This is a genomic window from Dyadobacter sp. CY343 (genome assembly GCF_021390335.1).
Lineage (GTDB): Bacteria > Bacteroidota > Bacteroidia > Cytophagales > Spirosomataceae > Dyadobacter.
Window position 1 is genome coordinate 605,519 of record NZ_JAJUXK010000001.1, and the last position, 13,020, is coordinate 618,538.

Annotated in this window: 9 protein-coding genes; 4 read left to right on the forward strand and 5 right to left on the reverse strand. The window is 46.6% G+C overall.

Features of this window, described 5'->3' with window-relative positions; translation table 11 throughout:
- The first annotated feature begins 181 nt into the window (after nt 1-181).
- Nucleotides 182-1,666 (forward strand): glycine--tRNA ligase, encoded by a 1,485-nt coding sequence (locus tag LZG94_RS02430; protein WP_233790380.1) that lies wholly within the window; start codon nt 182-184, stop codon nt 1,664-1,666.
- 72 nt (nt 1,667-1,738) lie between these two features.
- Here the strand turns inward: LZG94_RS02430 and LZG94_RS02435 are convergent, their stop codons facing one another.
- The gene (locus LZG94_RS02435; RefSeq protein WP_215233707.1) at nt 1,739-1,996 is read right to left on the reverse strand and encodes a helix-turn-helix domain-containing protein; all 258 of its coding nucleotides are present in this window, start codon (nt 1,994-1,996) and stop codon (nt 1,739-1,741) included.
- Nucleotides 1,997-2,147: 151 nt separating this feature from the next.
- Between LZG94_RS02435 and LZG94_RS02440 the strand changes: the two genes are divergently transcribed.
- Nucleotides 2,148-3,623, forward strand: coding sequence for a nicotinate phosphoribosyltransferase (locus LZG94_RS02440; protein WP_233790381.1), 1,476 nt, complete (start codon nt 2,148-2,150; stop codon nt 3,621-3,623).
- 34 nt (nt 3,624-3,657) lie between these two features.
- Here the strand turns inward: LZG94_RS02440 and LZG94_RS02445 are convergent, their stop codons facing one another.
- From LZG94_RS02445 to LZG94_RS02455, 3 genes are all read right to left on the reverse strand, one after another.
- Complete coding sequence (locus tag LZG94_RS02445) at nt 3,658-6,468, reverse strand: pitrilysin family protein (RefSeq protein ID WP_233790382.1); 2,811 nt, start codon at nt 6,466-6,468, stop codon at nt 3,658-3,660.
- Nucleotides 6,469-6,621: 153 nt separating this feature from the next.
- Entirely contained in the window at nt 6,622-7,338 is a 717-nt protein-coding gene (locus tag LZG94_RS02450) for a lipocalin family protein (protein ID WP_233790383.1), read from the reverse strand.
- A gap of 159 nt (nt 7,339-7,497) precedes the next feature.
- A complete protein-coding gene (locus tag LZG94_RS02455; RefSeq protein ID WP_233790384.1) occupies nt 7,498-10,473 on the reverse strand; it encodes a DNA polymerase III subunit alpha in 2,976 nt (991 codons plus the stop codon).
- A gap of 115 nt (nt 10,474-10,588) precedes the next feature.
- Between LZG94_RS02455 and LZG94_RS02460 the strand changes: the two genes are divergently transcribed.
- Complete coding sequence (locus LZG94_RS02460; RefSeq protein ID WP_233790385.1) at nt 10,589-10,888, forward strand: HigA family addiction module antitoxin; 300 nt, start codon at nt 10,589-10,591, stop codon at nt 10,886-10,888.
- 8 nt (nt 10,889-10,896) lie between these two features.
- Here LZG94_RS02460 and dinB read toward each other — a convergent pair whose 3' ends face one another.
- Nucleotides 10,897-12,126, reverse strand: a complete 1,230-nt coding sequence (dinB, locus tag LZG94_RS02465) for a DNA polymerase IV (protein ID WP_215233701.1) — start codon at nt 12,124-12,126, stop codon at nt 10,897-10,899.
- A gap of 131 nt (nt 12,127-12,257) precedes the next feature.
- On the opposite strand from dinB, the gene LZG94_RS02470 reads away from it, so the two are divergent.
- Nucleotides 12,258-13,019, forward strand: coding sequence for a LexA family transcriptional regulator (locus LZG94_RS02470; protein ID WP_233790386.1), 762 nt, complete (start codon nt 12,258-12,260; stop codon nt 13,017-13,019).
- Nucleotide 13,020: the final 1 nt, after the last annotated feature.

The window sequence follows — 13,020 nt, forward strand, 5'->3', positions numbered from 1 at the left end:
CTGTTTAAAAACGTATGCCAATTCCGGTAGTGATTCACTGTCAGTAAGTTAGCTCTCTAAATATAGATAATTTGTCCGGTTTCGAACATTGGGTTTACGTATGTCCGGTCAAAATACCTAATTTTACCAACTTCCATATTTTGGATGCATTAACAGTAATTTCTCTTTGATTTTTAACTAAATGAACCCATCACCCGCTACCTCTTTACAAGACATCGTAGGGCACGCCAAAGAATACGGCTTCGTTTTTCCTTCTTCTGAAATATACGACGGTTTACAGGCCGTTTATGATTACGGTCAAAATGGTGTAGAGCTTAAAAATAACCTCAAAGCAGCGTGGTGGAAAGCCATGACGCAATTGCACGATAATATCGTGGGCATCGACGCGTCGATTTTCATGCATCCGCTTACCTGGAAAGCTTCCGGTCACGTCGACGGATTTAATGATCCGATGATCGATAACAAGGACTCCAAAAAAAGGTACCGCGCCGATCAGCTGCTGGAAGGCAAGGCTGAACAATATGCAGCCGAAGGTAATGAGGCAAAATCGCAGGAATTGCTGGCAGAAATGGGGCGGCTTTTGAGTGCTGAGGATCTGAATGGTGTACGTGAGCTGATCATTTCTGAAAATATCAAATGTCCGGTTTCAGGTACTGCCAATTGGACGGAAGTACGTCAGTTCAATCTGATGTTCAGTACGCAGGTAGGCTCGGTAGCTGAGGATTCAAACCTGATCTACCTCCGTCCCGAAACTGCGCAGGGTATATTCGTCAACTTCCTGAATGTGCAGAAAAGCGGTCGGATGAAAATTCCTTTCGGTATTGCGCAGATCGGGAAAGCATTCAGAAATGAGATCGTAGCGCGGCAGTTCACCTTCCGTATGCGTGAATTTGAACAAATGGAAATGCAGTTTTTCATCCGCCCCGGCACTGAAATGGCCTGGTACGAGTCGTGGAAAGAAGCCCGGATGAAATTTCATAAAGCGATCGGGTTACCTGCTGAAAAGCTGAAATTCCACGATCACGAGAAGCTGGCGCATTATGCAAATGCAGCCGTAGATATTGAATATCAGTTTCCATTCGGTTTCCGTGAGATGGAAGGTATTCACTCGCGCACCGACTTTGACCTGCGTAACCACCAGGAATTATCGAAGAAAAAGCAGCAGTACTTTGATTCTGACCTGGATGAAAATGGCAAACCTTACGGAAACTACATTCCTTATGTAGTCGAAACTTCGGTAGGAGCAGATCGCCTTTTCCTGGCTGCTTTCTGCAATGCGTACACGGTCGAAACAGTAGGCGAGGGCGAGAACCAGAAAGAACGTACTTATCTGAAATTGCATCCGGCGCTGGCGCCTTTCAAAGTGGCAGTACTTCCATTGGTTAAAAAAGACGGACTGGCTGAAAAAGCGCAAACTATTGCGAATTCGCTTAAATCTTCCTTCAGAACTACTTACGATGATGGTGCGGCAATTGGAAAACGTTATACCCGCCAGGATCTGATCGGTACCCCGTTTTGCATTGCCGTGGATTATCAGACGATGGAAGATGATACCGTTACAATCCGTCACCGCGATACGATGGAGCAGGAGCGGGTTGCGATCAGTGAATTGAAAGAAAAAATTGGCTACCAGGTTTCTATCGAGCGTATTCTGGAAGCGATATAAGTAAATGCATTACAAATGAAAAAGGGCTGATTCACATGGAATCGGCCCTTTTCAGTTTTAACTTGTTGATGTTTAGTCGGAGGTGTGTAATCTCACCAGTTCTTCCGAATTTCCTTTAATCAGGTCTACCGAGTCAACTTCCAGGATTTGCGCGATCTGGATCAGTCTTTCCAGTGTGATTCGCGTGTAAGCAAGCTCGATTTTACTGTAAGCATTTTGTGAAATGCCTAGTTTCATTGCGAGATATTCCTGAGTGTAATCCCTATACTCCCTGATCTTTCGGATGTTCAGTGCCACGGATCGGATCTTAGCCTCTATCGTTTGCTCCATGAAACTCCATTTTTAGTGTCGTTGAAAGTCTGTTCTCGAAACATACGTTCGACAGCGGGCAGAAAGATCAATTTGTGTAGAAAAGTGGAGTTATTTATTAATTTCACAACCTACCAGATAGTCGCTTCACTACAAACTAACACTGACATTGATGATCAATAAATTATATGATACTTCCCTGAGCCTGCTCACCGACCTGTACCAGCTCACTATGGCATACGGATATTGGAAAGCCGGAAAAGCAGAGCAGGAGGCTGTTTTTAACCTTTATTTCAGAAAACATCCCTTTCAGGGCGGGTTCACTATTGCCTGCGGGCTTAATAGTGTGATCGATTACATTCAGGAATTCCGGTTCAGCCCCGAAGACCTGGCCTATATTGGTTCGTTAAAAGGGAATGACGAGAACAAGCTTTTTGAGCCGGGTTTTCTGGATTATCTGGAAAAAATGGAAATGCAATGCAGCATTGACGCAATTCCCGAAGGGACCGTAGTATTTCCAAATGAGCCGCTACTGAGAGTTCAGGGGCCGATACTGCAATGCCAGTTACTCGAAACGCCGCTGTTGAACCTGGTCAATTTTCAGTCACTGATCGCCACAAAAGCGGCCCGGATGCGGCTGGTTGCCAAAGATGATGTGTTGCTGGAGTTCGGTTTGCGACGCGCCCAGGGCCCCGACGGTGGGGTTACTGCCAGCCGTGCTGCCTATATCGGCGGTTTTGATGCAACTTCCAATCTGCTGGCGGGCAAATTGTATGATATTCCGGTGAAAGGAACACACGCGCACAGCTGGGTAATGTCGTTTGATACCGAGCTGGAATCGTTTGAAACCTATTCGCAGCATCTTCCCAATAATGTCACTTTGCTGGTCGATACCTACGATTCGCTGAATGGCGTGCGCAATGCGATCGAAGCGGGGAAATCGTTGCGGGCACGGGGCTACGATCTCGGCGGGATCCGGCTTGATTCCGGTGACCTGGCCTATTTAAGTGTCGAATCAAGAAAGCTATTGGACGAAGCCGGGTTTGAAAAAACGAATATCGTTGCGAGTAACGACCTCGACGAATACATTATGGACAGTCTGAAAATCCAGGGCGCTAAAATCAACGTGTGGGGAATAGGTACCAAGCTGGTGACAGCCTACGACCAGCCGGCCTTGGGAGGTGTGTACAAACTGGCTGCCATTAAAACCAGCAGCGGAGAGTGGGATTACAAACTCAAATTGTCGGAGCAGGCAATCAAGGTTTCGACGCCTGGTATTCAGCAGGTTAGGCGGTTCAGCGATAATAAAGGTTTTGTGTCAGATATGATATTTAATATCGAAAATCCGCTGATCGGTAAGTCGACGATGATCGATCCTTATGATTTTACAAAAAACCGCTCATTTGCAGAGAATACACATTTTGAAGATCTGCTGGTGCCTATTTTCGCAAATGGAAAATTGATTTACAGTCTGCCTTCGATTCATGAAGCGAAAGCGAGGGTACAGGATCAGCTCGCGCATTTTTACAAAGGAATTAAAAGGTTCGTGAATCCGCATACTTATCCGGTTGGGCTGGAAAAGCATTTGTTTGATATGAAAACTGAGCTGATCATGAAGCTGAGACAAAAAGAGCCCGAAGCTTTGTAAGTGCTCCGGGCTCGCTTTAAGGGTGGTATTTTGATTATTTCTTTTCAGGCATCAATACCACTTTGATAAAATTGCCGTCGTCGAAGTACTTTTTGGCGGCGGCTTTTGTACTGGCTACCGTGATCGATTTAAGTAATTTCTCCTGCTGGAAAATTTCGTCCAGATCGTCGCCCAGGAAAGTATTATCGTCCAGGTAATTCAGCCAGAAATTGTTCGTTTTAACTGCCAGCTCCGTTTTGCGCTGCGTTTCAGCCACAAACTTTTCAATGTCTTTCGGATCAGCGCCATTCTTTTTAATCTTCTCGATTTCTTCCTGCGTCCGCTTTACCAGCTTATCCACGTTTTCCGGGGCACATCCAAAACCAATGCTAAACCGATAATGTCCGGTCGGGAATTTATCCGTCGATTCTGAAACGCCCACCCCGTAAACGCCGCTTTCCTCTTCCCGCAAAGCCTCGATCAGCTTGATCTGAAGTACCTCCTGCAATGCTTCGATCTGAATATTATTTTCAGGATTATATTCATATTCTCCGCTTGAAACCAATGTAACGCGGCTTTTTGGCTCTAACCCTTTGTAAATGGTTTTTTCTATTTTTCCTTTCGGCGGGAAGATATTGGGATGTTGGAAGTCATCATTTCGCTCGGTACTAGGCAAGCTTCCCAGGTATTTTTCCAAAAGCGGCTTGATCGCATCCACCTTGAATGCACCTACAAATGTGAATACGAAGTCGGATGCGTCGGAGAAGCGATCCTTATACATTTCGGCGGCGCGATCCAGATTTACTTTGTCCACACTTTCGGGTTTCAAAGGCTGACGTTTCGGGTTATTGCTTGTCAAAACTGCATTCAGCGAGTCAGAATAAACTTTTTCCGGAGTTAAAGTCTTCTGCATATTTTCCAGGTAAGCTTTCTGATTGGCCAGAATTCCTTTCACCAGCTCCGCGTCTTTTCTAGGCGCCGTGAAATATGCATAGATCAATTGCAGCGTAGTTTCGAGGTCTTTTGGATTGGTGCTACCGCCGAACCCTTCGGTTAGTTCGCTGATATAGGGTCCCGCGCTGGCCGTTTTTCCAGCAAGGAATTTCTGCAACTGCGTCTGCGTATAAGGTCCCACGCCGCCTGACTGGATCAGATAACTACTAAAAACACCCGTTTCGCGCTCGTCTGGAAATAATGAATATCCGCCTTTTCCGGTCGCTTTAAGCAGGATTTCGTCGTTTTTAAACTCGGTCGGTTTTAATAATACTTTCACACCATTAGACAATGTAAGCTCCGTCACCCCGAGTTTTTCAAGGGATTTTTCAGCCGTCACCTTACCTGCGACCGGTTCGCTGCTCAACAGCGGCGTATCGAGCACATCATCCACATAAGCCGTCACATCTTTGCCCGCATCTTTGAGCAATGCTCGGATATCAGCCTCTGTCGGCAATGCACCCTTGCTTTGTTCGGGCCCCATTACCACTACTGCGCGGTTTTGGTCGGTTATGTATTTCTTAGCAAGCGCATTGATCTCCGCCAGATTTACACTTTCCAGGTTTTTCCGTACAAATGCATAATACGCTTCAATGCCCATGAAAGGCTTGTCATGCAGGAAATGGTTAAGGTATTCCTGCACATAATTGGCAGATTTGGTCTTGTCGCGCTCCTTATAGTACTGTTCAATGCTATTCAGGAAGTCCTTTTTCGCGCGATCCAGCTCAGGCTGGGTAAATCCGAATTTTTGAACGCGCGCATTCTCTTCCAATAACGCGGTCAATGCAGTTTTCATTGAAGCGGCATCTTTCGAAAGTGCAATGGAAGTGTAGGAATCAAGATTACCCAGAAAGTCGCCATATTCACTTCCCCCGTATAGAAACGGCGGGTTTGGTTTCTGGGTAAGTTCCTGCATACGCTGGCCCATCATCGCATTATACAATTCCTGCGCGAAGTTATTTCGCACGTCCAGCAGGTTTTTCTCCTTGCTGTTAGGTTGTTTGTAAATCAGCTGGATCAGGTTCTGGGGATATTCGGGATCTGTCACGATCGCAACCTGTGTGCTGCCATCGAGCGGAATCTCGTATTTCGTTCTCTTTTTTGCATTAACCGGCGGCTTGATCGAGCTAAATTTCTGAGTGATGATCGCTTCCACTTTGGCTACATCGAAGTCACCAACTGCGATCACCGCCATCAGATCCGGGCGGTACCAGTCCTGGTAAAATGCCTTGATCGTCTCCGGTTTGAAGGATTTCAGGATACTATCTTTACCGATCGGAAGGCGCTCCGCATAGCGCGAATTGTTCAATATCACTTTCAAAAACTTGTCACGCATACGTTGCTGCGCGCCGCGGCCCATGCGCGATTCTTCCAACACCACCCCGCGCTCCTTTTCAATTTCAGCCGGGTCCAGCAATGCGCCGTGTGCCCAGTCTTCCAGAACCTGGATACCCTTTTCAAGCAGCCCGGCAGAGTCGGTAGGTATCGGCAGCATATACACCGTTTCGTCAAATCCGGTGTATGCATTCAAATCCGCCCCAAACCTTACGCCGGTCTTTTGCAGGAAGTTAACCAGTTCATTCTTAGGGAAATTGGTTGTTCCATTGAAGTTCATGTGCTCCATAAAGTGGGCAAGTCCCTGCTGCGCGTCTGTTTCCAGCACCGATCCGGCTTTAACGGCAAGCCTGAGCTCGGCTCGGTTTTTTGGTTCGCTATTCCTTCGGATGTAATAGGTAATTCCGTTTTTCAGTTTGCCTGTTTTGACATTCGGATCAAGCACAACTTTCTGCGAGGCAAGGTTCTGAGCCGAAACAGTGGGAATGAGGTAAATTCCCAGAGCGGCGAAGTACAAAGCCAAAAATGCCTTTTTCATTATTTTTATTTTAAAATTGATAAAATCAAGGATAAACGAAATATATAGTTAAAGATCGCGATTGCAAAGCAGAAGCTGCAAATCTTCAACAAAAAAGCCGGGACGATTCCCGGCAAGTATGAGCTGAATAGTAAATTGCTTAGAATTACAGAATTAAGGACATCTGATTCCTTTAAATGCAAGTCCATTCTTGAAGTTAAGCTTTGATCGGTCCTTGAAAACGGTAACCCCGCGTTTTTGTTTAATATCTCCAAAACCTTCCACCCAACCCGAGCCGTTTTTTAGAAACACCACCTCCCGCGTCGATTCAGAGCCTTCGGACATAAATTTATATTGACCCAGCAAAGTATCTCCCCGCATTTCACCTTCCAGTTTCCCCTTATTCTTATCTTTTTCGTAAAAAGCATAGAAGAGTTCGCCCGTCACTTTCTGGCCTTCTACTTCAATATGCAGGAATGCAGAATCTTTGGCAGCGGTGTAAACAAAGCAATCGTGGGTTTCAAAATCTGCAATATACTTGCTTGGATTCGCCGTTTTTGAATAGCGGACCTGCTTGCCGCGGTTTTCAAGTACCAGCGAACTGTCGCCAGCAGAGACTATTTTCAACGTGTCAGTCACCAGGCTGCCACCTTCTTTGCTTTCATCACTTCCTTTCAGGATCAGGAGGTTATCGACCTTTTCCCAAGAATCGTACCGCTTTGCATTCAGGTTGATGGACGATGCCTGGCCGTCGTCGTGCAATGTAAATCCTTGTTTGTGAATAGGTTGATCTGCTATTTCAGTCACCCAGTTGCCGGTAATTGAAGTTGAATCGTGTGTGCAGTCGAGAAAGAAAATAAAGAGCAGAAATAAGAAAGTGTGTTTCGTCATAACGTTGATGTTGATTGCTACTAATAGTTTTGCGGCACAAACCGGCAAACTCTAAGAGAAACGAAAAAGCGCAATTGTAATTATTCAAAGCCAAGCTATTAATCAATTGCCGGGGACATCAATTGCCGGGGACTTCAGTCCCCGGACAAAATTGATGTGCTATTTCTCTCTTGTAGCCGAGTCCATTCTGGTAATCTCTGTCACATCGACACTGAGAAAGCCAAATTCTTCACTTACAATCCCCCGGATCTTATAAACGCCTTTGACTGAGAAGTTGGATTTAACTTTCACCGACGGGAAATGAACCGTGTCGATAAACTGACCTTCCTGATCCAGAAAAGTCCCGAAATGCATGGTTTCACCGCGGGCAGTGCGCGTATTTTTCACCGCGACCAGGTAACCATATTGCACGATTTCCTGATTCACATACTTATGCAAATCCTTGCTCATCACGCTCGGCGGCAGCGGATATTTCACAAGGTCAAATGGACTGCAAAGCGGATAACCTAGCAACTCAATCTGATCATAAGCGTCGTCGATAGGAGAAGAATGGAAAACCGGAAGCTCGTAATCTTTGATCTCAGACTCAAAAAGCTGCCTTTGCGTCACTTTCACTGGCGTAGTACTGAGCCGAAAATGTGCTTTCCAAAGTAATGTCTTTTTGTCAATCCCGGTAAACCGCAATGCATCGATCCGGATCAGGATCGTGAGCTGTTCGATGGAAATGACTACGCGGTCCAGGAAATCGTTAAGAGAAGTGAAAGGGCCGTCGGTCTGTCGCGCCTGGATGATCCGGTCGATGGTTTTTTCTTCCATTTCATTCAGAAACTGCATTCCGATGTAAATATCCTTACCCTCGATCACCGTTTGCGCCAGACTGTGGTTGACGCAAGGAGGCAGCACGTTTCCACCCAGCATCCTGGCTTCGTGGATATAGAGTTCCTGGCCGTAAAAGCCGCCGCCGTTATTCAATACCGCCACCATAAATTCCAGCGGGAAGTAGGCTTTAAGGAAAAGTGTCTGGTAACTTTCCACCGCATAGGAGGCAGAATGCCCCTTTGCGAATGCATACCCGGCAAAACTGGCAATCTGGTTCCAGATCTCCTGCGTCATGGTCTCATCATAGCCCTTCTCGCGACAGTTCGTGAAATACTTTTTCTTGACCCGCTCAAATTCGTCCCGACCGCGAAATTTTCCACTCATTCCTCGCCGGATTACATCAGCTTCACCCAGATCGAGACCTGCAAAATAATGTGCTACCTTGATCACGTCCTCCTGATACACCATAATCCCGTAAGTATCCTCCATCAGTTCGAGCAACCTGGGATGCGCCTCGCCGCGGCGCTCGGGGTTGCGGTGGCGCAAAATGTACTCCCGCATCATCCCGCTTTTCGCTACGCCCGGGCGGATGATCGAACTTGCCGCCACAAGCCCGAGGTAGTTGTCGACTTCGAGCTTTTTCAGCAACATTCGCATGGCAGGCGATTCCACATAAAAACACCCGATGCATTGCGCCTGCCGGATCAGGTTGTTGATATTCGGGTCTTTCTTGAATTTTTTTACATCGTCAATATCAAATTCCGGTGCGTCGGGCCGGTTGTAACGGATCACTTCCAGCGTTTCTTTGATCTTCGCAAGCCCGCGCTGGCCGAGGATATCGTATTTGTTCAAACCAACATCCTCCGCGATGACCATATCAAACTGCGTAGTCGGAAAGCCTTTCGGCGGCAGGTCGGTTGCAGAAAAATGGTGAATAGGCCGCTCCGAAATCAATATGCCGCCTGCGTGGATACTGAGGTGATTCGGCTGGTTGTTTTTCTGGAAATAATTGGCATAACGAATGACCAGACCTGCATACTGATCGAGCTTTTTCGGATCGTATTTCCCATTGCTGAGTGCTTCAATTTCATAAGCAGGTAAACCAAAAACCTTCCCCAGTTCCCGTACTGCGGCACTATGTTGGAATGTGCTGTAAGTTGCCAAAAGAGCTGCCTGCCCTTTTTTGCCAAATGTGTCAAAAATATACTGGGTAACATCCTCGCGGTCGCGCCATGAAAAATCAATGTCGAAATCAGGCGGGTTTTTGCGGTAAAGGTTCATGAAACGCTCGAAATACAGATCGAGCTCGATCGGATCTACATTGGTGATATTGAGCAGATAAGCGATAATGCTATTCGCGCCGCTCCCTCGCCCGACGTAGTAATAACCTTTCTGCCGGGCATAACTGGTTATCGAATGGTTGACGAGGAAAAAGGGAATGAAGTTTTGTTTTTCAATCAGTTCCAGTTCCATATTGAACCGGTCGAGGATCACGTCATTTACATTCGACCCGTAACGATGCCGCAGCCCGTCGCAGCCGAGCTGGAAAATACGCTGATAATCGTCCTGTTTACTTTCGCCGAATACTTGCAGGTTCTGGTGCTCGCGGTCGTCACCAAACCGGAAGTGAATGCTGCATTCATCTATCAGCTTTTCGGTATTGTAAATGATCCGGTCAAAATCCTTTTGGTTAAAATGATACGTCAGGACTTTTTTAGGCATCATTTGAGCAGCTTCCTCGGCAGTTTCGTCCGCATAGAGTTTACTAAGCATCGTATTCCGGTCAATCGCCCGGAGCAGCCGGTGCGCATTGAAATCCTTTTTATGCCTGAAACTGACCGGCTGTTGGATAACCAGTTTGTCTTTGTGTTTAAATAAAGGTGAAAACTGCAACCTGCTCAGGTCTTTTACTGAGACGCCGATGTATTCGTTTGGTAAAAATAGCTCCTTCCTTTCCTGACGAACCCGTTCAAAGGGGTAAATAAAAACAGTGTTTTCCAGCCACGGTGCATTTGCAGGAAAGTCGGTTTTTGCATTCAAATGCTGCGATAAAAACGTATTCAGAGCCTGGAAACCAGCATTGTTTTTCGCTAATCCTACATATTGCTGCGCAATTCCATTCCTGAAATCGATCCCGACCACAGGTTTCATATCGTATTTCGAGGCGAGCCGGATGAAGTTGAGGCAGCCCGACGTATTGTTAATATCCGTCAGCGCCATGCATCCGTATCCATTTTCCCTTCCCAGACTCAACAATTCCTCCTCCGGTATCGTCCCGTAGCGCAAGCTAAAATAAGAGTGACAGTTGAGTAGCATGATGTTTTGAAAAACTATTGGCTAATTTGCAACCCGGAAAATCGGTCGAATATTTAATCAGTCAATGGCATCGACAATAGATTTAAGAAATTATCGCACTATTATTTTGCTTCAAATGGAAAGACTAGCTAACATACATCCAGGGGAGATTTTGTCGGAAGAATTTTTGATTCCGATGGGCATTACTGCATACAAACTCGCGAAAGATACTGCGATCCCTCAGACGAGGGTGAGCGAGATCATTAAAGGCAGGCGACGGATTACTGCGGATACTGCGCTGAGACTGAGCAAGTACTTTGGCACTACACCAAAATTCTGGCTTGGATTGCAGGATGATTACGATTTGGAAGAAGAGCAGCATTTGATTTTCAATGAGTTGAGTAACATTAAAGCATTGGAACAAAATATAGCCTGAATTCGCATTCACGCATTCCGGTGCGCGGGAATGATTGGGGGATCTCCGTTGAAGGGGTTTCCCATACTGGATATATTGGGGATGCCGAGGGTGGTCGCCCAGCTGAGTATCGAGTTGCCGCGGTCGTCGATCCCGTACTTGTTGCGGATATGATCCATGGCGAGGTAGAGATTCAGGCGCTCTTCTGAATCATCGAACATATTGATCTGGTGATTGCCTGTTACGAGGTCGCTGAAATTGACGCCGACCAGCCGCACCATCATCCGCCGGTTATGCAGCTGGTCGAAAAGCCGCTCAATGTGCGGGATCAAAATATGGTCCGCTGACGTGTACGGAATTTTCGCCTGTTTAGAAAAGGTATTAAAGTCGGAATAGCGGATCTTGACTGAAATGCATGAGGTAAGCTTGTTACCGGTCCGCAACTGGTATGCCAGATTTTCCCCCATAGCCCGGATCATTTCCCGCATCCGCTTTATGTCGCCGGTATCTTTCCCGAATGTCCGCTCATTAGAGATGGATTTGCGTTCGTGGAAAGGCACGATAGGAGAGTTATCGAGCCCATTTGCCCGGTTCCAAAGCACAACGCCATTTTTGCCCAAAACCTGACTCATTACCTGCACAGGCATTTCCTGAATGGTTTTCACATACCTGATTCCCATATTTTGCAGGATTTTGTCCGTTTTCTCACCGACCATCGGGATTTTGTTCACGAGCATCGGCGCCAGAAATGACTTCTCCATTCCCGCGTCCACTTTCCTGTAATTATTCGGCTTGGCTTCTTCGGTAGCCACTTTTGCGACTATTTTATTGGTAGAAAGTCCCAGCGAAATAGGCAGCCCGCTTTCCTTTCGGATCCGCTCGCCCAGGTTTTTCGAAAGCTGGTAGGAGCCCAGAAACTTATCCATTCCTGACAAATCCGCATAAAATTCATCAATACTCGCTTTTTCGAAAACCGGAACTGTTTCACTGATAATCTCCGACACAATTTTGGATTCCTTGGAATAAATACCTGCCTCGCCACGGATCACGATCGCCTCGGGACAAAGCATCCTCGCTGTTTTCATGGGCATACCTGAATGCACGCCGAATGCCCGCGTCTCATAACTACAAGCCGCCACCACGCCCCGATCGCCCGTTCCGCCTACCATCACCGGCTTTTTTTCAAGCCTGCTATCGTGCTTTCTCTCGACTGATACGAAGAAAGTATCCAGGTCAAGGTGTAGTATCGTGCGGTCCATTGCTTGGAATATTTACTGGTTACTGGATTTATTCCAAATATATGGATTGGTTCCAGTATAAAAAAGGAAATATTCCAAAAAAAATGTAGATTTGGAAAAGGATTGATATTGTGCAATTTGACAAGCAGAAAATGCCAGCAGACGAAGAATTCAAACGGTTTAAGCAAATACGCGAAGAGCTCAACCTGACACAGGCGGCTTTTGCCGAGGAGCTGGGAATTAGTTCCACTACGGCTGATATTGAAAGGGGGCGAACCCGAATTCCCGGGCAGGTGGTGAAAGAGCTGCTGAAAAAATACCATATTAACCCGCTCTGGCTTTTTGGCGAGAGTACCCAGAAGTTTCTGCATTCGGACAAACTATCGGTGAACCCGAAAGTGGTGACGGTGGATAATGAGGGAAAGGAGAATATCGTGCTGGTGAATGCAAAGGCGGCGGCAGGTTACCCTAGCAATATCGGGGATGCGCAGTGGTTTGAGAGTCTGCCCGCATTTGGAATTCCGCTTCCTGAATATCGCAATGCCACTTTCAGAGGATTTCAGGTCGATGGGGATAGTATGTCGCCGGTATTGGAATCGGGAGAATGGATCGTGGGTAAGGCGGTGGAAGATATGGAAAATCTAAGCAACCGGCGAATGTATGTGGTCGTGACAGCCGACAGTGTATTAGTCAAGAAAGTGCAGAAAGAAAACCAGTCCGGTTACGTCAATCTTGTCTCCCTTAATCCCGATTATGCCCCGATCCGCATCGATCAGAATGAAATCCGGGAAATGTGGCTGGTGAGCAGCAAGTTATCATTCAACCTGGAAGCGAATACGCAGCAGGTAAGTCTGCAAAGTCTGCACAATGATATGAGGGAATTGAAGGAAGAAATGAAAAAGCTGACCAAATAGG